General features: G+C 31.9%; 24 protein-coding genes. 10 read left to right on the top strand and 14 right to left on the bottom strand.

The genetic code is table 11. The features are described 5' to 3' along the window. The first annotated feature begins 17 nt into the window (after window positions 1-17). Window positions 18-1,589, top strand: coding sequence for an ABC transporter substrate-binding protein (locus tag PMT9312_RS05460; protein ID WP_011376610.1), 1,572 nt, complete (start codon window positions 18-20; stop codon window positions 1,587-1,589). Further along, on the top strand, window positions 1,582-2,604 hold the full coding sequence (locus PMT9312_RS05455; RefSeq protein WP_011376609.1) for an ABC transporter permease: 1,023 nt from the start codon (window positions 1,582-1,584) through the stop codon (window positions 2,602-2,604). The genes PMT9312_RS05460 and PMT9312_RS05455 overlap by 8 nt, the downstream gene beginning before the upstream one ends. Here the strand turns inward: PMT9312_RS05455 and PMT9312_RS05450 are convergent. Beyond that, window positions 2,601-4,151, bottom strand: a complete 1,551-nt coding sequence (locus PMT9312_RS05450) for an alpha/beta hydrolase (protein WP_011376608.1) — start codon at window positions 4,149-4,151, stop codon at window positions 2,601-2,603. The genes PMT9312_RS05455 and PMT9312_RS05450 overlap by 4 nt on opposite strands. A 2-nt stretch (window positions 4,152-4,153) precedes the next feature. On the opposite strand from PMT9312_RS05450, the gene PMT9312_RS05445 reads away from it, so the two are divergent. Further along, the gene (locus tag PMT9312_RS05445) at window positions 4,154-5,383 is read left to right on the top strand and encodes an MFS transporter (protein WP_011376607.1); all 1,230 of its coding nucleotides are present in this window, start codon (window positions 4,154-4,156) and stop codon (window positions 5,381-5,383) included. Here the strand turns inward: PMT9312_RS05445 and PMT9312_RS05440 are convergent. After that, the gene (locus PMT9312_RS05440) at window positions 5,380-5,751 is read right to left on the bottom strand and encodes a DUF2834 domain-containing protein (protein WP_011376606.1); all 372 of its coding nucleotides are present in this window, start codon (window positions 5,749-5,751) and stop codon (window positions 5,380-5,382) included. The two genes, PMT9312_RS05445 and PMT9312_RS05440, sit on opposite strands and share 4 nt — an antisense overlap. Before the next feature lie 41 nt (window positions 5,752-5,792). On the opposite strand from PMT9312_RS05440, the gene PMT9312_RS05435 reads away from it, so the two are divergent. Both PMT9312_RS05435 and PMT9312_RS05425 read left to right on the top strand, forming a co-directional pair. Then, the gene (locus PMT9312_RS05435; protein WP_011376605.1) at window positions 5,793-6,662 is read left to right on the top strand and encodes a carbohydrate kinase family protein; all 870 of its coding nucleotides are present in this window, start codon (window positions 5,793-5,795) and stop codon (window positions 6,660-6,662) included. A gap of 212 nt (window positions 6,663-6,874) precedes the next feature. Next, entirely contained in the window at window positions 6,875-7,228 is a 354-nt protein-coding gene (locus PMT9312_RS05425; RefSeq protein WP_011376604.1) for a hypothetical protein, read from the top strand. Between the two features lie 9 nt (window positions 7,229-7,237). Here the strand turns inward: PMT9312_RS05425 and PMT9312_RS05420 are convergent, their stop codons facing one another. The 5 genes from PMT9312_RS05420 to PMT9312_RS05400 form a co-directional block, all read right to left on the bottom strand. Next, the gene (locus PMT9312_RS05420; protein WP_011376603.1) at window positions 7,238-7,756 is read right to left on the bottom strand and encodes a pentapeptide repeat-containing protein; all 519 of its coding nucleotides are present in this window, start codon (window positions 7,754-7,756) and stop codon (window positions 7,238-7,240) included. A gap of 83 nt (window positions 7,757-7,839) precedes the next feature. Continuing rightward, on the bottom strand, window positions 7,840-8,313 hold the full coding sequence (locus PMT9312_RS05415; RefSeq protein ID WP_011376602.1) for a hypothetical protein: 474 nt from the start codon (window positions 8,311-8,313) through the stop codon (window positions 7,840-7,842). 175 nt (window positions 8,314-8,488) lie between these two features. Then, on the bottom strand, window positions 8,489-9,346 hold the full coding sequence (locus PMT9312_RS05410) for a transglutaminase family protein (RefSeq protein WP_011376601.1): 858 nt from the start codon (window positions 9,344-9,346) through the stop codon (window positions 8,489-8,491). An 11-nt stretch (window positions 9,347-9,357) separates the two neighbouring features. Continuing rightward, window positions 9,358-10,299 carry an alpha-E domain-containing protein gene (locus tag PMT9312_RS05405; RefSeq protein ID WP_011376600.1) on the bottom strand — a complete coding sequence of 314 codons (942 nt, stop codon included), beginning with the start codon at window positions 10,297-10,299 and terminating at the stop codon, window positions 9,358-9,360. 1 nt (window position 10,300) lies between these two features. Further along, the gene (locus tag PMT9312_RS05400; RefSeq protein WP_011376599.1) at window positions 10,301-11,743 is read right to left on the bottom strand and encodes a circularly permuted type 2 ATP-grasp protein; all 1,443 of its coding nucleotides are present in this window, start codon (window positions 11,741-11,743) and stop codon (window positions 10,301-10,303) included. 127 nt (window positions 11,744-11,870) lie between these two features. On the opposite strand from PMT9312_RS05400, the gene PMT9312_RS05395 reads away from it, so the two are divergent. Both PMT9312_RS05395 and PMT9312_RS05390 read left to right on the top strand, forming a co-directional pair. After that, window positions 11,871-12,107 (top strand): hypothetical protein, encoded by a 237-nt coding sequence (locus PMT9312_RS05395; RefSeq protein ID WP_011376598.1) that lies wholly within the window; start codon window positions 11,871-11,873, stop codon window positions 12,105-12,107. A 31-nt stretch (window positions 12,108-12,138) separates the two neighbouring features. Beyond that, complete coding sequence (locus tag PMT9312_RS05390; RefSeq protein ID WP_011376597.1) at window positions 12,139-12,372, top strand: hypothetical protein; 234 nt, start codon at window positions 12,139-12,141, stop codon at window positions 12,370-12,372. A 25-nt stretch (window positions 12,373-12,397) separates the two neighbouring features. Here the strand turns inward: PMT9312_RS05390 and PMT9312_RS09995 are convergent, their stop codons facing one another. Then, window positions 12,398-12,673, bottom strand: a complete 276-nt coding sequence (locus tag PMT9312_RS09995; RefSeq protein WP_011376596.1) for a DNA gyrase — start codon at window positions 12,671-12,673, stop codon at window positions 12,398-12,400. 566 nt (window positions 12,674-13,239) lie between these two features. Between PMT9312_RS09995 and PMT9312_RS09800 the strand changes: the two genes are divergently transcribed. After that, window positions 13,240-13,395: a hypothetical protein gene (locus tag PMT9312_RS09800; protein ID WP_193741803.1), complete on the top strand. Its 156-nt coding sequence runs from the start codon at window positions 13,240-13,242 to the stop codon at window positions 13,393-13,395. An 18-nt stretch (window positions 13,396-13,413) separates the two neighbouring features. Here PMT9312_RS09800 and PMT9312_RS05380 read toward each other — a convergent pair whose 3' ends face one another. The 3 genes from PMT9312_RS05380 to PMT9312_RS05370 all read right to left on the bottom strand — a co-directional run bounded on the left by PMT9312_RS05380 (window position 13,414) and on the right by PMT9312_RS05370 (window position 17,452). Further along, the gene (locus tag PMT9312_RS05380; protein WP_011376595.1) at window positions 13,414-14,487 is read right to left on the bottom strand and encodes a WD40 repeat domain-containing protein; all 1,074 of its coding nucleotides are present in this window, start codon (window positions 14,485-14,487) and stop codon (window positions 13,414-13,416) included. Further along, on the bottom strand, window positions 14,475-15,824 hold the full coding sequence (locus PMT9312_RS05375; protein WP_011376594.1) for a CobW family GTP-binding protein: 1,350 nt from the start codon (window positions 15,822-15,824) through the stop codon (window positions 14,475-14,477). The genes PMT9312_RS05380 and PMT9312_RS05375 overlap by 13 nt, the downstream gene beginning before the upstream one ends. A 77-nt stretch (window positions 15,825-15,901) precedes the next feature. Beyond that, on the bottom strand, window positions 15,902-17,452 hold the full coding sequence (locus PMT9312_RS05370; protein ID WP_011376593.1) for a metal ABC transporter solute-binding protein, Zn/Mn family: 1,551 nt from the start codon (window positions 17,450-17,452) through the stop codon (window positions 15,902-15,904). A gap of 136 nt (window positions 17,453-17,588) precedes the next feature. Here PMT9312_RS05370 and PMT9312_RS05365 point away from each other — a divergent pair, with 136 nt between their 5' ends. Continuing rightward, complete coding sequence (locus PMT9312_RS05365) at window positions 17,589-18,359, top strand: ABC transporter ATP-binding protein (protein WP_011376592.1); 771 nt, start codon at window positions 17,589-17,591, stop codon at window positions 18,357-18,359. Between the two features lie 13 nt (window positions 18,360-18,372). Here PMT9312_RS05365 and PMT9312_RS05360 read toward each other — a convergent pair whose 3' ends face one another. After that, window positions 18,373-18,807, bottom strand: coding sequence for a Fur family transcriptional regulator (locus PMT9312_RS05360; RefSeq protein ID WP_011376591.1), 435 nt, complete (start codon window positions 18,805-18,807; stop codon window positions 18,373-18,375). Between the two features lie 17 nt (window positions 18,808-18,824). On the opposite strand from PMT9312_RS05360, the gene PMT9312_RS05355 reads away from it, so the two are divergent. Beyond that, window positions 18,825-19,610: a metal ABC transporter permease gene (locus PMT9312_RS05355; RefSeq protein WP_011376590.1), complete on the top strand. Its 786-nt coding sequence runs from the start codon at window positions 18,825-18,827 to the stop codon at window positions 19,608-19,610. On the opposite strand, the gene PMT9312_RS09795 is transcribed toward PMT9312_RS05355, so the two are convergent. After that, complete coding sequence (locus PMT9312_RS09795) at window positions 19,611-19,757, bottom strand: hypothetical protein (protein WP_011863089.1); 147 nt, start codon at window positions 19,755-19,757, stop codon at window positions 19,611-19,613. Window positions 19,758-19,840: 83 nt separating this feature from the next. Next, complete coding sequence (locus tag PMT9312_RS05350; RefSeq protein ID WP_011376589.1) at window positions 19,841-20,089, bottom strand: hypothetical protein; 249 nt, start codon at window positions 20,087-20,089, stop codon at window positions 19,841-19,843. Between the last annotated feature and the right edge of the window lie 261 nt (window positions 20,090-20,350).

The following is a 20,350-nucleotide window of genomic DNA, read 5'->3' as shown; positions in this document are numbered from 1 at the left end:
GTTAGTATTTAAGAAATATGAAAAAAAAAGTTCTTTTAACAGTATTTTTTATTTTAATTTCTTTTTTACAGAACTCTTGTGGTTCAAAAAAAATATCCCAAAAAATCATAGTAGCGAGTTCTGGGAAAATCGAATCTTTAGATCCAGCTAGAGCAAATACTCTCAAAGCAATTCAATTAATCAGTTCCCTGGGAGACACATTATATGAATTAAATTCTGACGGAGAATTAATACCTGAATTAGCAGCAGGGATGCCAATTATTTCAAAGGATAGACTTCAAATAATAATCAATCTAAGAAGAAATGTTTTTTTTCATGATGGAACTTCATTTAACTCAAATGCAATAAAGTTTACTTTTGATAGATTTAAAAGAATTGGAACAATTAACTATATTTTAGGAAATAAGATTAAATCTATAGAAACTCCAAGCGAATATTCAGTTAAAATAAATTTAAATAAACCATCAAGTTCTTTAAATGGTTTACTTACATCAGTAAATTTAACACCAATATCTCCAACATTTTATAAAGAATATTCTGATAAGTTTCTAAATGAAAAATTCGTTGGTACTGGTAAGTATGTCTTGACCAGTTTTTCTAATGAAGTTCAATTAATTGATCCAAATTTGAATTATTGGGGTGAAAAGCCCTTAAATAATGGTATTAATTTTGTGGGATACTCTAATTCATCTTCTCTTTTTGGAGCTTTAAAAAGTAAACAAATTGACGTACTCTTATCAAATTCAATTGATGATAGTCAGAGAAATAGTTTAAGTAATCTAAGCAAAAATAAAAAGTTTAAAGAAGGTAATAGTCCTTTCACCGAATTAAGTTTTATAAGCCTTAGAACTAGTTCTTATCCATTAAATAATCTTAATTTAAGAATGGCTTTAGCAAAAAGTCTTAATAGAAAATTAATTAGTGAAAAAGTAAGTTATGGTTTGAGAAAGCCATCAAGATCAATAATTCCTCCGATATTAAAAAATGATAATCAAGGTCTGTGGCCTAAATATAATTATTTAGAAGCGAGAAAGTTATTGCAAAAAGAAACTTATTGCAATGGAAATATACTGAAAATTCCACTTACATATAGAACGAATGTACCAGCAGATAAACTTATTGCCCTCACTTGGCAAGAAGAAATAAAAAATGTTTTGAATGATTGCATTGAGATAGAACTTAATGGCGTTGAATCTACAACCGTTTATAAAAATCTAAGTTTGGGAATTTATACAGCAGTTATTCTTGATTGGACTGGTGCTTATTCCGATCCAGAAGCTTATCTCACTCCACTTTTAAGTTGTAATGAAATAGTTGATGGCATATGTAAAAAAGGTGAATCAGTTTATAGTGGTAGTTTTTGGGGATCTAATAAAGTGGAAAGTTTATTCCTAAAGAGTGAAAATATAAGTGGTAATAAAAGACTCGACAAACTACTGGAAATTGAAAAAATAGCAGCAAATTCAATCCCTTACATTCCTATTTGGATATCCTCTCAAAAAGCATGGTCTCAAAATAAAATATCAAATCCTATTTTTAATGGTGCAGGGATTATTAGATTAAGCGATCTTGAGTTAATTCATGAGTAGGAATTTAAATAAACTTTTTAATTATTCTTTATTAAAAATTGCATTAATACCATTAATGTTATGGATAATTTCTTCATTAGTTTTTATTTTATTGCGAGTTGCCCCTGGCGATCCTGTTGATGCCATACTAGGCTCTGGTGCCAATGAGGTTTCAAGGGAGATTCTAAGAAATAAATTGGGGCTAAATGAGTCCTTGATAAATCAATATTTTTCATACATAAATGATATTTTGCACTTAAATTTTGGTCTATCTCTTAGTACTCAAAAGCCAGTTCTAGATATTATTCTAAAGTCATTTCCCGCAAGTCTTGAGCTTGGTTTATTTTCTATATTAAGTGCAATGATAATTGGATTCCCATTAGGATTTATTGGGTTAAGACATAGGGGTAAAAAGACTGATTATATTGTGAGAATATTTGGGATTGCTACATATGCGATCCCTCCTTTTTGGGGAGCAATGTTGGCTCAATTATTATTTTCTGTGTATTTAAACATTTCCCCAATTGGGGGTAGATTTCCAATCTTTCAGCAACAACCCCAAATTACAGGTTTTCTAGTTTTAGATAGTATTCTGTCAAATAATATTATTGCTTTAAAAGATAGCCTCTATCATCTTGCACTACCTTCGATTACCCTTGGCTTTCTATTAAGTGGTATATTCAGCCGGTCATTAAGAGTGAATTTGGATAAGACATTAAAAAGTGATTATGTTAATGCCGCTATATGTAGAGGAATATCGAGAAAAAAAATATTTTTAAACCATGCTTTACCTAATGCTCTATTGCCAATTGTCACTATTTCTGGTTTGACAATGGCTTCATTAGCAGGAGGCGCCCTATTGTTTGAAGTAACTTTTTCATGGCCAGGTATTGCCTTAAGATTATATGAAGCAATTTCTCAGCGAGACTATACCTTGGTGCAAGGCATTGTAATTTTTACCTCTATGCTCATAGTTTCTTTGAATCTGTTTGTTGATATTTTAATTGCATATTTAGATCCAAGAATAGAGTACTAATTTTTTAAAAGTTCTTTTATAGTTTCAAGATCTAAAAGATGGAAATCAAGTCCCAAATCTTTCTGGTTTTTAATTACAGTAGGGACCTCTTGATCCTTAATATTTTTTATAAACTCTACTATAAATTTCGAAGATAAATCTTGTACTGAAATTGGATCTGAACCAATAAAAGATTCACTTATTTTAAAAACATCATTATTTTCTATGTAGTTATTATTAATTCTGATTGGAGAGAAATGACTTGCCCCTTCAATAATAAGAAACCTATTTGATGGATTATTTAAAGCAGAAAAAACTCTAAGTTGTTCATTCATTAAAGGTGTAATAAGGTCATATGTGCCACCTATAAGAAGAGTTGGTATTTCAATACCAGAACTATTAACCTTGGGCCATACTAAACTGCCAAACGAATTAAAGCCTATTATCGCACTTGCCTTGTTAGCGTTATTTTTCTCAGAGAATGTTATTTCACTTAATTGACATTGAAGTAATTTTGATAAATTGGTTACTGCAAAGTCTGTTAATGAAGAGTTACATCTTTCCTTAAGTTGATAGTTTGGTTTATTGCCCTCATATAAAAGTGCTATTAAAGCACCAAGTGAATGCCCCATTAGTATATAAGAATCATTAGGTAAACCAAATGCCCCATTTTGATGAGCCTTTAATACAGCATCTAAATCTTTAATTCTATATAAGAAAAAGTCTACACCTCCTGGGATTGCTTCGTTTCCTTCTAGTACTTCTACAAATGCTTTTAAATTACTTCCTTTATGATCTATAAATGCAATTGGCCAACCTCTTTTAGTTAATTCATTCCCTATCCATTCGAAATTATTAATTTCGCCTCCTAGTCCTGGCATAAAAATTATTAATTCTTTGTCATCGTTTGTTTTGTAATTTTTCCATAATTCAATTTCCAAAGCTTTTACTCGGTGAGGAGCATAAATCTTTTTATTTATCTTTATAAGATTTGGATTGGATTTATTTTCAGCATTTTTCAATGCCTCTTTGGTTGTTCTTTCAAGATTATTTAATTTGGATATAAGATCTTGTTGCATTGCTAATTCATTTTTCCAAGATGTAATTATCAAAATTAAATTATCAATATCTAAATAAATTTCTTCTGATGGTAATGCCTTTATGATGTCTAAAGTTGAAACTTCTTTTTTATCCTCTAATAAATTTTCTATAGTGTTATAAATTTCTACCCCATTTTTGTCATTAGGAACTGTAATCGTTTTGCTTAATTCTGTTAAAATTTTACGCCCTATCCAACTTCTTAATAATTTTCTATTTATACCTTCTTCCTTGAAAATTGGAAATTCTAAAAATTTTGATAATTCAAAAACTTTTATGAATCCATTATTTTTTAACCAATTTATTAATTCTGTTGAATCTTCTTTGTATTTTTCTAATTTTGATAATTGTTCTATAGTAAGAGGGATTTTCATCTCTTCAAACTTAATATTTATCTTTTCAGCAGCCTTAGAACCATTATTAAAAAATAAACCAAAAATACCTATAAAAATTAAAAAAATGTATTTCACTTGTGATTATTCCAAATAGTTATCAAATTAGCAAAAATTGGTGGAATCAATTTCCATATCCTTTGAGGTTAATAACCAAGATAAGATTTTACGCTGCATTTGGAGCAGGAGGTGTTATTTATTTAACATCACTCATTTTTAATAATATTGGATTATCGGCAACAGATATCGGCTTAGGATTTACCATATCAGCAATAATAGGTACGGTAACGAGATTTTTTACTGGTAATTATCTAAATAAAACAAGCGAAATACAATTTCCATTGATTTTTTCATCAATACTAAGTATTGCTGCTAGCTTATTCCTCATTTATTCGAGAGATACTTTTTTTTACATAATTGGACAATCATTAGTTGGAGCTGCTGCAGGTATATATTGGCCTGCAGCTGAGTTTGGAGTGCCTTATTTTTGCCAAGCGATCGACACACGAAAAGCTTACGCACTTGTTAGAAGTTCGGAGGCTTTAGGAATATTTTTAGGGGTATTTTTAGGGGGTTTTATGACTAATTTTCTGTACTCCAAATCAATTTTTATAAACGATATATTTTGCATGATAGTTATTACAACTTTAATATCGAGGAATAATTCTTCTATCAAAATAAACTTAGAAAATTTACAAAAAAAATTTGTGGATCCAATTAAACAGGGGCAATTGAAATGGAACAAAAACTCCGCAATAATAATTTTATCTATTTTATTCATAACTACCTCTTTAGCCTTGATTCAAGTAACTTTACCTTTGGATCTTGTTAAAGGTGGAGTATATAGGAATGCATTAAGTACAGAAATTACAAGTCTTATAATTTCTATTCAGTTAATTTTGTTGTTGTTTTTACAATGGCCTATAGGGTCTTGGATATCAAAGAAAGGTAGGTTATTTGGATTGAAATTTAGTTTAATAAATTTCTCTTTTGCTTCATTTTTATTATTTATTTCTAGTTATTTAAATATCCCAGCTTTTTATTTGATTTCTTTTTCATTGATATTAGTTAGTTTAGGCACTGCTTCATTTCTTCCAACTTCAACAGATGTAGTTTTTAGAATAGCGCCTTCAAACAAAAAAGGTTTTGCTCTTGCTCTATTATCACAATGTTTCGCTATGGGTTATTTCTTTGGGCCATTTATTTCGGGACGCATATTAGATCTATTTGGTTATGCTTCAATTATCTGGCTATCTATTTCATGTTGTTGCTTTATGATTTTTGCAATTCTATTTAAGAGATTATTTTAATTAATTTTTTCTAACTCAATAATTCTTCTTTCTCTTAGAAATAAAAAAAAGGGTGCAGAAAATGCAAATGCTATAAGAAAAGTCCCAATGTAGACAACCCACATGTTCTTCATATTCAATTTTTTTGATTCATTTACTATCCATATAAAAATAGAGCTAGCTCCTACTAATAAGTCTCTGGAAATTGACTGAGCTGCTGGATTCGCATTAGCCAATGCAATAAAGTTATTGATATCAAAACTATTTCCATATTCCCTAGCAAATTCGAAATTTGCCATCATTGGAAGGACAGCACCCAAAATAGATAGAAAAAGGTAAAAATAAGATAGTATATTTTTATTATCTTTTAAAATGTTAAATGAATTCATTTGTCAAAAAAATTTATTTTAATAATAGTATTTAAAAGCTTATGGTTGTTGAAAAGAATAATATCTTTGAAGAAGATCAGTTTAAAAAAGGAAATTTAAATTTTGCTGTAATAGGTCATGTTGAGTGGATAAATTTCTTAAAGGTCGATCAATTCCCAAAACCAGGAGTTATTTCTCATTCAAAAAAGTCTCTTGAATATCCAGCAGGTGGAGGCACTATTATCGCGAAAACACTTTCTGAGTTGACTTTAAACCAAATTCATTTTTTTACAGCATTAGGTAATGATGATTATGGAAAAAAATGCTTCAAAATTCTTTCAAGTATGGGTATAAAGTTACATGTTGCATGGCGTGATAAACCTACTAGAAGAGGATTTAGTTTAATTGACTCTCAAGGTGAGAGATCAATTACAGTTATTGGTGAAAGGTTAGCACCCAATTATAAGGACAACTTAGACTGGAGCATTTTAAAAAAAATGGACGGAATTTTTATTACTGCATCTGACTCAGAGATTTTTAAAATGGCTAGATCTGCTTCTATACTTTGTACCACACCAAGGGTGGGATTGAATATAATTAATAATTCAAATGTCCTTTTGGATGGATTAATAGGCAGTAATCTCGATCCTGGTGAAGTTTTTTCTTTCTCTGAATTATCGGTAAGGCCCAAATATACTATTAAAACTGAGGGGGATAAGGGGGGCATGATTTTCCCAGGAGGAAGATATAAGGCTCTTAAAAACAAGAAATTAAAAGTTGATTCTTATGGATGTGGCGACTCTTTCGCTGCTGGTATTCTTTATGGAATGGCATCTAAATGGGATATAGAAAAATGCTTAAATCTTGCTAAAATAATAGGAAGAGACGCTAGTGAATTTTTCGGCCCATATGCAGAAAATGAAGAAAAATAATTGATTTAATATTTTTATGAGAAACTTAGATAAAAAAAATAAAAATATTCTTGTAGAAAACCTTATTGTTTTCTTTTTATTTACTATTTTTTTAGTTTATAAATCTTTGAAAACTTTATCTAAAATTTTTACTTATGGAATCTTAAAAAAGGAAATATTAACTACTAAAAGTAACTTAGGTGCAGATATAAAAATAAAAATTAAATAGTTTAATGAATATATTTTTAGCTATTTTAATTTTTGGAATTATATTTTTGTTCTATAAAAAATTTAATTCTAAAAAACCAAAGAACCTAAAATTAGACAAATTTAAAAATAAACTACAGAGTACTCAAACTAATATTGAAAGAATATTTTTAAGAGAGGAAGAAAAAACTTTCTCAAACCCTAATATAAATATTCATATTGGAATCTACGATAATGAAGATATTATAAATAGAAAATCCAATATACACAGAGCAAGACTTTCAAAATTTAGGAAATCCAAATTAAATGGTGAAATTATATTCCAAGACGATGAACAAAGGATTTATAAATTTAATAATGGTAAGAAAGTTTACTTATAATTTTAATTTCTAACTACACTCAAGACTTTCTCTTGTTGAAACGCCTGTTGTTGGATTGATCCCATCAGCAATTTCACAAAGATTTCTTTGGTCTTCGCTGTCAAGAATGGCGTAAGAAAAATCTGCTCCTTCTATTTTGGCTCCTGCAAAACTGCTGCCTGATGCGATCATATTTATTAAAACAGCATTTCTAAGATCTGTTTTTTGGAAATTAACTCGATCAGAAAGAGTATCGGTCAGGTCGATTCCATTTAAATTAGAACCTTTTAAATCAGATAGGGTTAATGTAGTTCCATGTAAATCAACATCACTAAAATCTGCGTCTCTCGCAACTGCTCCAGCTATAGAAGACAAATGAAGATCTTCTCCATGGAAATCAAATCCTGTAATATTAGATCTTACATAACTTGGGACTTCATCTCCCTCGCCCTTGACAGCAACATTTGCCCCAGCAAAAACCGGAGAGGATAAAACTAAGAAAGAAAAAGTTATGCATAAAAAATATTTTAAAAACCTAAAAAATTTCATATTAAAAAATTTGAATAATTGTATTTTATAACAATTAGATAATTTTTTAAATTGATGTATAAATTTGGAACTCCTTTTTAAGATTATTTAACACTATAAATTTTAAATCTAGGTTCTAAATTAGTTATACAATCTAGAAGTTTTTTATTATCTTTGCTATTCGTAACCTTGAATTCAGATTCAACTGTACCATCTTTATCTCTTATGGCTTGATTTAAAACTATGGACCCTTTTTCGTCAGATACTGATCTATGAAAAGTTCCTCTAGGGATTCTTAGGATATATCCACAAGATTCTAATCTAACTTTATAAAAAGGATAATCCCAGCCAAAATTAACAAGAAAAAATGTTCTTCCCCCTGAGATAGCTAATAGATTATCTTCTTGATTATGGTGTATGTAAAACTGCCAATTATTAAAATTGTCGTCATTTGGCGGACTAACAGCGGGACCACTGTGGATTACTAGATCTCTATAATTAGATTCATTAATACTAATATCAAAAAATCTGACATCTTTTGTATCGCGAAATTTTTCATAACTTATCAATTCAAACATTTTTGATTTGTTTCGTTTGAAAACTGGAATTTCTAAACTTGAGTTCAATTGTCTTTAAGGATTAAACAAATGAAAACAGATATATATATCTAAGAACGTATCAATTAACACTAAAAAAGAAACGTATTTTTATTTATCTTTTTTTCTTATTTTTAAAAGTTTTAATATTTAATTTTTATTTAATTTCAAGAGGTTTGATCTCCCAAGATAGAGTATTTTCTAGATTATTTTTACCTATAAAGTTGCCTGTAATTACAGAAGTTAGATTAGATTTGGAAGAGGATACTAATGTTAAATATCTTTCATCAATTAATCCTTTCCCGCTAGGATCAAAACCTCGCCAACCAGCACCTGGAATATATAATTCAGCCCAAGCATGTAAATCTAACTCAGAAGGTAATGGATCTTCAAAATGATAACCACTTACAAACCTGCTTGGGATACCAATAGATCTACAAGCTTCAACCATAAGCATTGCTAAATCTCTACATGAACCTATACGTTCTCTAAGTGTTCTGCTCGCTGGCCATGCTGGCCCTGTGTGTCTTTTAGTATATTTAACTCGATCTTGAATGATCTCTATTAGTTGGTACGCGAATGATAATGCGTTATTGATACTTCCTGCTAACGCTTCCTGAGCAAGTTCAACGGCAGAGGGATCGTGTTGTCCATTTGGCATCCACCCCTCTAATGCGCCCTGTAAATCTCTGTTAATAATACTTCTACAGAAAGGTAATGTTAAATCTCTATTTTTAACCCCATCGATAATGTTTGGATGTTTAATAGTATCAACTTCGCTAATTGATTCAATAATTAAATTATCAGTTAAACCATTGAATCTAATTCTATTAATCTCTTCGCCACTGGCAGCAAGTAATGGATAAATAATTTCTGGTTTTGGGGTTATTTTTAATTCAAAATTCTTCAGCTTTTGGAATCCATTTGACCTTGGCTTTATACACAATCTATGCTCGCCTAATTGAACAGGATCTTCATATTTATATTCAAGTTTGTGAAGGTATTTAATTCTCATTAATAAAGTTCTTAATTAATAAAATATTTTTCTTGAATGAGATCATTTAATTTATTTAAATCAATTTGCAATGAATCGATTGCCTCATGTAAACCATCATCGATTATATCTTCAATTCTGATATAACTCCACTTTGCTTTAAGTAAACCTCTCATACACTCTAATTCTGTAGGGTTTTCAGGAGGAGGAGAGGACTCTATCATTTTAAGAGTATTGCTTATCCCATCTAAACAGTATCTTACTGATCTAGGAAAAATTGGATCCAGTAAAAGGAATCTTGCAACTGAATTAGGCTTTATAGAATTTTGCTCTGCTTTCCTAAACATTTGATAAGCTCCAGCTGAGCGTAAAAGAGCAATCCATTGCAACTCATCAAGAACTCCCCCTAGTTCATTCAAGCTAGGAAGAAGTAAATAATATTTGACATCTAAAATCCTCGATGTTTTGTCAGCTCTCTCAATTAATCTTCCAAGAATGCTAAATCTCCAAGCAAGGTCTTTGCTTAGAGTGGCATCTGTAATTCCATAGAAAAGCTGACATTCCCTCCTTATTTCACTTAATTGTTCTTGTCTTGGTTTGTTCCATATTGCCTCTCCTTCTTGCATATTCCAATATAAGATATTAATCTGTTCCCACATTTCTGTAGTCATGACGTCTCTGATTTGTCGGGCATTTTCTCTTGCCATTTGAATGCAAGAAATTATACTGTTTGGATTTAAACGATCTCTTATTAAAAAATTAATAACGTCATCAGGTTTTTTCTCTGGAAATCTTTTATCAAAAGATTCTCTGTCGCTTGAAGCGTCAATTAGTGGGAGCCAGGGTTCTGCGCTTCCTGGTGGACAATCTAATGACATTGCTTCACTTACTTCCACGAAACGAGATATATTTTCTGCGCGTTCTAAATAACGATTAATCCAATAAAGAGATTCTGCTACACGACTTAAAAGCATATTATTTACCCACAACCCATGTATCTTTGCATCCACCCCCTTGAGAAGAGTTGACAACTAATGATCCTTTTTTTAAAGCGACTCTTGTAAGCCCACCAGGACTAACCCATGTATCTCTCCCTCTTAATATGTATGGCCTTAAATCAACATGACATGGATATAGTTCCCCATTGCATAACGATGGCACTGTAGATAATTCTAATGTTGGTTGCGCTATGAAATTTCTGGGATTTTTTCTGATTTTATTAGCAAATTCTTCTATTTCACTGCTTGTTGAGTGGGGCCCAATTAACATTCCATACCCCCCAGCTTCAGCAACAGACTTAACAACAAGTTTTGGTAAATTTTCTAGAACATATTCCCGATCCTTTTGGTAATGACAAATATATGTTTCTACATTTTTAATAATAATTTCTTCATTGAGATAATATTTTATCATTCTTGGAACAAAAGAATAAATCATTTTGTCATCTGCTATTCCTGTCCCAGGGGCATTTGCTAAAGCAACATGACCTGCCTTGAAAACATCAAGTAATCCGCTGACACCAAGGCAGGAATCTTTCCTGAAATTAAGAGGATCTAAGAAATCATCATCAATTCGTCTGTAAATAACATCTACTCTTTTTAATCCAGAGGTAGTTTTTAAATATACATAATCATCATTACAAACTAAGTCATGACCTTGAACAAGTTGAATGCCCATTTCTTGAGCTAAATAACTATGTTCAAAATACGCACTGTTAAAAATTCCAGGAGTTAGTAGAACTATCTTGGGGGTGTCTGTCCAAACAGCAAGTTCTTGAAGAGTTTTTAGAAGATATGATGGATATTCATCAATTGGTTTTACTATCCTTCCAGAGAAAAGATTAGGGAAAATATTTTTCATAACTAATCTATTTTCTAAAAAATAAGCAACACCAGAAGGACACCTTAAATTATCTTCTAAAACATGCCAATCTCCCTTTCTGTCCCTTATTAAATCAAGTCCTGAAATTTGACACCATTTATTTAATGGAGGCTTGAAACCTATCATCTGGGGTCTCCAACCATCTGAACTTTCTATTAATTCTCTTGGAATTATTCCATCATTAATTATATTCTGAGAATTATAAATATCATCTAGGAATAAATCAATTGCCTCAAGCCTTTGTTTTAAACCTTTTTCTAATGTTACCCAATCATCTTTACTAATTATTCTTGGAAGTGGATCAAAAGGTAATATTCTCTCCGTGCCTTTTAAACCAGTATCGTTTAATCTAAAAGTTGCACCATGTCTTAGTAATAATTTTTTTGCAGCAGAATGATTTCTGTTTAATTCTTCAAGACCCATATTATCTAAAGAGGACAGAAGTGGAATTAATATTTCCCTAGCAGAGTTGACATTATCCTTAAAGTATTCATCAAAACTATTTTTAGGACGATAATTTGAAAACATATATTTCATCGTTTTATAACTTTTACTTTAGCTTCGAATCTTAATTCGTATTTATAGCTACAAAAAAAAACATCTCTTAACTTGATCTATTTCATTATTCTGATCATTGCATTATATTTCTTAAAAATCTAAAAATATGAGTTCTGGTAATTGGCAATTTATTTTTTTTAGATATTTCGCAAGCTTTCTTTTTATTCTCTCTCATAGTTTGTTGGTCCTTGATCATTTACCCGTTGGAGCGGCACTTCATGGACTTGGGGAGGTTTTTATTGCGCCTTGGGCTTTTAGGGAAAGAGCTTGGGATCTTGTAGTTATTGCAGTTTTATTTTTCTTCTTCGATATTTGGGGTCTTATAAACACTCCTTGGAATTAACTGGTATTATTTAAATACTAATTTTGGGAAAATGATATTAAAAATAAAATCTAATTCTTATCAAATTTTTAAATTAATTTTTCTATTACTTTTAACAAATATTCCCACTTTATATGCACACAATTTATTTAATGGTGGTTGCAAGGACCATTGTGGACAAAAAGTTCAATTAATTAAGATAGAAAAAAAATTAAACAATGTTAATGATCAAATGGATATTGAAAGTAAAAATTCATGTTTAAATAAATCTTTTTGTAGAGGTTGAACTAATGAAATTATTCCAACTTGCTTTATGAAATTTTATCTTTGATAATTATCAAAGAATTCTTATTTGCTTGATAATTTTTATTAGGAAGATTTATTTGATTTTTAATTAAAAAAATAAAAGTATATATTAATGGTAGAAGTAATGACGAAGCAGCAACTAAAGCAATTATCTGGTTTAACCTAATAAATGGTTTTTTTACAAGACCCTCCCCGCACAATCCACATATGAGAGTCCCATTTTTGGACTCTTTTTGAAATTGATATTTAGGATTGCAATAGGGGCAATAATATCTAACCATCTTTTTTAATTTATTGTTTTAATCATTATCTATAAAAATAGAAGAATGTCATCTAATTTTTTTATAAAAAAAGAGGGCTTATTTAAGCCCTCTTTTATCTCTTACTTATTTTTTTCTTATGAAGTTAATAACGCACCTAAATCATGGATCCTTGTTAATAACGTCTATTAAGCTAATGCTCATAAAATTAACTAATTGTCTTTAACTGGGGCAAAAACTCTAGAATTAAGCTTGTTTCTTAAAGGGCACCTAAACGATGCAGAAGAAGGAAGCTTAGACATTAATAAAAAATAATTGGAGCAGTTAATTAAATTAGTTCGGTTTATTCCGAAATTTCAGGCAGGCTATCGATCATTCTGAAAGACCTCCTAGAACTCAACAATATAAAATTAGGAAAATATTTCTCTAATGACAATCCGTTTTTATACGCATTGCTTTTTAATTGAAAATGTCCCAAAGTAGTAATCAATTGCCGATTTTTTTTGAGATTTTTTTAGTAAGTTTTGCTTATTTCTTTTGGTATTTAATTCGACTATTTTGATTTTAAATAATTTAGGAAATCTTTTATGAATCATTCGAAAGAAGTAAGTAAAACTGACAAATCTAATCCTATAGACGAATATTTTCAATGTCTCTCATATTGCGATATTCACCCAAAAGGGATAGATAATGACTGTGAGGTCATTTGTATGGAAAGACATTTAAAAACTAACTATTGGTAATTTTATCAATTTCTACTTTTACTTAAATCCCTTTGAAAAAAGGTTAGTACGAACTTTAAATTTCCATACATTTACAACACCTTTTGCATTAACTGCTGCAAGTGCACAATCATCAGGTCTCCAGGATATTGCCCCTACTAAATCTCCGGCGAATGCAGCCCCAACTGGGTCTCCATTGCCGTCATTTTTTAGGAAACTTGCGACAACAGAACCATCCCTAGATCCTGAGGCTACAAGCATACCTTTATTTGAAAAGGCTAGGCTCGAAATGGGTTCTGTATGGTGACATAGCTCTCCTGGCATAGTCCCCTCTGGACCATTTCCTATAAAGCTCCATACTGTAATTCTTTCACTGCCACTAGTTGCTAGTAATTTTCCACTGTCATCAAAAGAAAGGTGACTTGGTTTGCCAGGGTATCCCGTCATCTCTGCATCCATTCCTGTTGATCTTCTCCAAAAATGAACTGAATTGTCTTGACTCCCACAGGCGACTATATCTCCATCAGGGCTTAATTCCATAGATACCAATGATCCTTGCCATTCGAGTTTTTGATTCGTTTTATTATTAACTATGTCAAAGAATGTCACTCTTCCATAGCAAGCAGTTGCTAGCTCATTTTTATTTGACCACGTTATTGCACTTACTGTGCTTGGATGGTCTTCTGAGATCCATTTCTCTTCACCAATTTCATTAAATACATATACTTTTTTTGAGGAAGCTATCGCAAGAAATAAACCGTCATTAGACCACTTGAGGTGTTCTACCCAACCTTTGCCAAGATCAAGTGTTTTAATAACTTTACCTTCATGGCAATTACAAATTTGAACATTTCCATCCTGACCTGATGTTACAAAAATTTCACCCTCTGGATGAATTGCCATTGCTAGTAGACCACCAGAATGAGTATTTTCTTTTTTCCAAATAATTTTTCCAGTATCTCCTTCGAATGCAAAAATACCACCTGCTACGTCGCCAACAATAAATTGTTTCCCTTTAAGAGCCCAGCCACATGCTATGGCATAATCGCTAACTTCAGCTGTCCATCCCTCGTGGAACATGCCTCTTGGGCTAAATGGTTCTATATCAGGCATTTATCAAAGCCTTCTTGCATTTCTTTTTCATTTAGATTTCTACCGATAAAAACAAGTTGATTTCTACGAGGTTCGTTACCCCATTCTTTATCAGGTTGTGCAGTAAACAACATGTGTACTCCTTGGAAAACTATTCTTCTTGGGTTCCCTGAGTAACTTATGTACCCTTTAGTTCTGAATATATCCACCCCTTTTTCTGAGAGAAGTCTTCCCATCCAAGTATTTAGTTTTTCTGGGTCAACATCTCCAAAACGCTCTATAGCAATTGAGCCAACTTCATCATCATGTTCATGCTCTGCTTGCCAGAATCTTTCAGTATTAAATGGAATCTCTTTATTTTCGTCACTTTTAATGACTTTCATATTGAATTCTTCAGCAGTGTGCTGTGTAAACAAACCAACTTTTGTTGGTTTTTCTATGTTCAGGATGAAGGATTTATTTCCTTTATCCTCCAATTTGAGATTTATATGTTCTCCATATGGAATAGTATTTCCAGGCTCTAAAGTATTAGCTTTTTCTGCATAAAGTCTTACGGAGGATTCAGCACCATCTTTAAGTTCCTCCTCATTCTCACCTTGGTTAACGAGTGCTACTAGGGACATTTCTGGATCGGGTCCTTCTTCTAGCATTAATTCATATTTACCTGCATCAAGATCGTAAACACCTGTCCATTCAAAAGGATATTCTGGTTCAAGAAATGTTGGTCTGCGTTTAAGTATCTGATCAAGATCAAATGCACTTAGATTTAAGACTGTTTCAATGGGTACTTTGGCATTCTCGGCTCGAATAATTCGAGTCATTCGGTTCATATCTCTCAATCTCGATTCAAGAGTATCTAGTGCATCATCAGAGACTAAATCAGTTTTATTAAGGACAAGAACATCTGCAAATGCCACTTGTTCTGAACTTTCGTCACTCCTGCCTAGCTGTTGATCAATATGTGCAGCATCAACTAAAGTCACAATTCCATCAAGAGTAAATTCAGAACTAATCTCTTCATCCATGAAAAAAGTCTGAGCAACTGGGCCTGGATCTGCTAATCCTGTTGTTTCTACTAAAACATAGTCAAACTTATCTCTTCTTTTCATAAGGTTGCCAAGGACTCTTATTAAATCACCGCGAACAGTACAACAAATGCACCCGTTTGACATCTCAAACACTTCTTCATCGGCATTAATTACGAGACCTTGATCTATACCTACTTCACCGTATTCATTCTCAATTACGGCTATTCTTTTTCCGTGCTCTTCACTTAAAATTCTATTAAGCAAAGTAGTCTTACCTGAACCTAAGAATCCAGTGAGGATGGTTACGGGAATTTTATCTGTGATGCTCATTTACTGCTTTTTACTAAATAAACAATATTTTAATAATAGTAATTATAAGAAATGAAAACCGTTTTTATTAGGAAAATTTAATCTGAAAGTTTGTACCATTCAGACTCAAGATTGGAGCCAGATTCTTTATCACAGCTTCCACCTAATGAATCAACAATTGTACAAGTATTGTGAACAGCTACTGAAACTGTATTACCATCCATCATCAATCCATCAACGAATATTTGATTATAAGCTAAAGGAACTGAACTTTGTCTACTTAAGTTCCTTAATAACTTAGATGCTGGAATTTGTTCAGGAAATATTGCCTGAACTTTCTCTTCATCTAGCATTTTTAAAGTAGAACTTATGTTGTCTGGCCTTAAGCTTGAGGAGTCTCCAAGAAAGTCAAGTAAACTAATGGTTTCAAAACCAAATGCATCACCGTAGTATTCCAATGCTTTGTGTTTAGAGACAATTACTCTGTTTTCCTCAGGAATAGAGCTTACTTGTTCGACGATCCAACTATCTAAGCCTTCTAACAGAGAATCAGCTTTTTCGAATCTTTCATTAATTAGTTTTCTGTCACCTCTATTAAAAACTGAAATATCTTTCTTTAAACTTTTGCTTATAAGATCTCCCATTTTTATTATGTTATGCGGATCATGCCATACATGTGGATCTAAACCTCCATGGTCATGATGATGATGCCCCTCTCCTTCGTCTGGAACTTGTGCTATTGGTTCTACATTACTATTTGAAACGTCTTTAAAAAAGTGTTGAGTTGCTTCAAACTCAAAAGGCATGTGTTCAGTAAAAAATATATATTGACCATCTTCTTTGATATCCACGTTAAAAACAGTACTTTCTTTTCTTTGATCAAAGTTAAGAACAAAAGCTTTATTACTTGCTATCAAAGTACCATCATTTTTTCTGCTTATTGAGTCTTTAGATCCTAATAATTCTTTGGCTAAATCTTCAGACCCTTCTATGTCATTAGATTTGAGAATCACCATCTTCATTGCAGGATCTGCATATTCGCCATCGACTTTTTCAAATGACCATTTGTAAGAACCCTTAGAAAGTTGAAATTTGCCTGCCCATTCGAAAGCACCTTCAGCATGATCATCATGTCCTCCATGGTCTGAGTGATCATCATGACCTCCATGATCAGCATGATCAGAATGATCATCTACTTTAGCTGAATGTTCAGAATGATCGTCATGTCCACCATGGTCTGAGTGATCATCATGACCTCCGTGATCAGAATGATAATCTACGTCTATTGCACTAACACCTACAACAACAGTATTCTTTTTATTTTCCCAATTTCTCATACTTGGAGTCATTTCTTTACCAAGAGTAAATACTTTATCTGCGCTATTTAGTAATTGAGCTTGCCTTGGATTGATCTTTAAGTCATGAACATCTTGTTTTCTATCTACTAAGCAGGTAACTTCGTCAGATGGTAATGCAATTGATTTAACTAAATCACAAACTAGTGGTTCTACTGCTACGTATGACTTTCCTTTAGCCATAACATCCTGCCCAAAACTAGAAAATATAATCGTTCCAGCGATTACGGAATTTTTAATAATTGACTTACTCGAACATTTTTTATTTATTAAAAGTCTTTTAAAAATTGACATGAAAAATGATTTAATACTAAAAAATGATAATCATTTTCATTATGTCTGACAAGTAAAGGTATCAAATGTTATGAAAATAATACGCAAATTGTATTATTGGTAAGCTTGTAAAGTGACTTTTTTAAAAGATTAATTAATGGCTACTTTAGTCGCTGAAAATTTAACCTTTGCATACGCAAAAAAAAGTAAGCCAGTTTTGAATAAGGTATCGGTTGAGATTAAACCTGGAACTCTAACAGCGTTAGTTGGCCCAAACGGCGCAGGTAAATCAACTCTTTTGAGAATTTTGCAAGGACAAAATACTCCAGATAAAGGCGAAATAAAAATTGACGGTGAAAATTTATATAGATCTAGAGCTCTTGTCGCACTTATGCCTCAAAGAAGTTCTATGAATTGGAAGTTCCCCATTACAGTTGAAAAATTGGTATCTCTTGGTCAAATAAAGTATTCAAAATCAAGAAGTAATAACCCATTTCAAATTAAGACTCTTCTAGCATATCCTAATTCTTGGATTAATAAATGTTGTGAATTAGAGGCGACAATGCAGAGAGTAGGCATTGCAAGTTTGGCTAATAGAAGACTCGATTCTCTTTCAGGAGGACAGCAGCAAAGAGCTCTATTAGCAAAAACTCTTATGTCCCCGGCAAAAATATTTCTTTTAGATGAACCTTGTGCAGCTTTGGACCCACCTGCAAAGGAAGATTTTCTTAAAATTGTTCGTCAACTTGCGGATGCGGGACTTTCTTTGCTCGTAAGTAGCCATGATTGGGGCGATTCTTTAAATAACTATGATCAAGTTATCGTTCTTGATAAAAGTGTTTTGGCAGTTGGTAGTCCTGACCAAATAAAAGATAAATTAGAGGCAATAAACATTAGCTCTATAAACGAAAATAATTTCTGTGATTAGAGAATGTTCCTTTTTAATTCTGAGCTTGATAACAGTTTTGGCAAAGCCCGAAATACTCGAGGGTATGAAACAACAATTGGAATTTCTTTGGATTTGTTTTGGGTGTATGAATATCTTTTACCGGGCATCCTTCCATTTTTGATGTCTCACCACATTGAACACAGGTCAAATGATGAATATCTCTATCTACGGGAGTGTACAGAACCTCTCCAGTTGGGAGATGTCTAGAACGTATTAAGCCATGCTTTATCAGAACTTGAAGATTCCTGTAAACAGTCGTCAGTCCCATAACCTTTCCTCTTTCTATCAATTGTCTATGCAACTTTTGACCAGTCAATTCATCCTCGCATTTATTAAGTTCTTCAAGAAGTTGTTCTTGTCTTTTGGTAATGTCAGAATTAGTTACCATTGTTTCCGAAATCTTTTTTTGTCCCGTATTTTTGATCATACCGAATCATTCGAATAATGTCTTTTATTAATAACAACTGGTGGCTGGTTCCATTAATAATAACTATATTCTCCGGGATTTTATGCCCAGCTATGGGAACTGTATTAATCACTCATAAGAGATTATTACAAGTTAATTTAATCTCTCATTGCGTGTTGCCTGGACTTGCTCTCGCACTAGCGCTTGGAATTCACCCCTCAATTGGTGGTGTTATAAGTGGTCTTCTGGGCTCAGTAATTGCGGAAAGTTTAACTAATAGAAAAAGTGAAAATTATGAAGCAGTTATGAATACTATTCTCGCTGGAATGCTTGGGTTTGGGGTCCTTATAATCCCTTTACTCGGAATAAGGATTGATTTGGAGGCAGTATTATTTGGCGATTTATTGACAGCAAATTTTGGAGATTTACTTAGAACAATAATTGCTTTTTTAGTATTTATACTTTTAATGACTTTTGGATATGAAAAGGTTGTTTATGTGGGATTGGATCCAGAAGGTGCATCCGCTAGTGGTATAAACGTTTCTTTATTAAATCTTGCTTTGAGTTTTACGACGGCATTAGTAATTGTTAGTTCAATGTCAGCAGTCGGAGTAATTCTTGTTATTGCTCTTCTTTCTACCCCAACTCTATTAGGGATTAATAAGGCTCATAGTTTAAGAATTGCAATGATGAGGTCTTCATTTTTTGGATTATGCATCTCACTTCTGGGCTTTATTCTCTCTATAGTCTTTAATTTGTCGCCTGGACCTGCAATTAGTGTTATTTGTGTCGCATCTCTTTTGATTCCTAAACTTCGCAAATAATTAAATCTTAAATGTCCAATCAGAGTTTAATGCTTGAGCTTCTGGATTGTTTTTTAAAGCTACTTCCATAGCCTCTTTTTTATTATTAGCTATAACAACCTCATCAAATTCCTTTCCATTTTTTTTGAGACTTACTTTGAAACGCATAAAAATTTTTTAATTAATCAAAAGTTAACCACTAAGCAAATAGATTTAAATACTTTTAAAAGTTAATTGATGAAATAGAAACTTTAATTATTTTGAAGTTTTTCTACTACAGATTCTTTTTCAATTTTAGCTACATCCTGTAATCCATTAGCATCAAACCAAGGAGCGTTTTCCCAATTAAATCCTTCCCCAAACGTATTATCGGGAGCAGCTACGTACCAGTGACATGATGAATCGGGGACATCTACAGCACATTTTGACCAGTCAGCTTCCCACTGTGGAACTTGTACCCACATCACAGATGCTAATAAAAAAGAAAAAATAAAATTCATAATTATTGGTTAGCAAAATTTTGAAAGATTTTTTTCACATTCTTTCTTTCTTTTCTTCCAGTAATTCTCAAGTATTTGATATTTATGCATATTTTTGAATTGACCTAAATGAATATTACTCTGATTAGGAAGTGAAGTATTTTTGATTTTCATGACTCAATCTGTCTATGTAGAACATATTTAAGACACTTTATAGATTTTTTGAAGTGAATTTATACTTAATTTTTGTCTTACTTCTGTGTAGGTAAGTATTTTTCGGGA

Origin of the sequence: Prochlorococcus marinus str. MIT 9312 (genome assembly GCF_000012645.1) — a bacterium.
GTDB lineage: Bacteria > Cyanobacteriota > Cyanobacteriia > PCC-6307 > Cyanobiaceae > Prochlorococcus_A > Prochlorococcus_A marinus_L.
The sequence above is the reverse complement of the archived record's forward strand: the minus strand, read 5'-3'. Positions and strand labels throughout refer to the sequence as shown.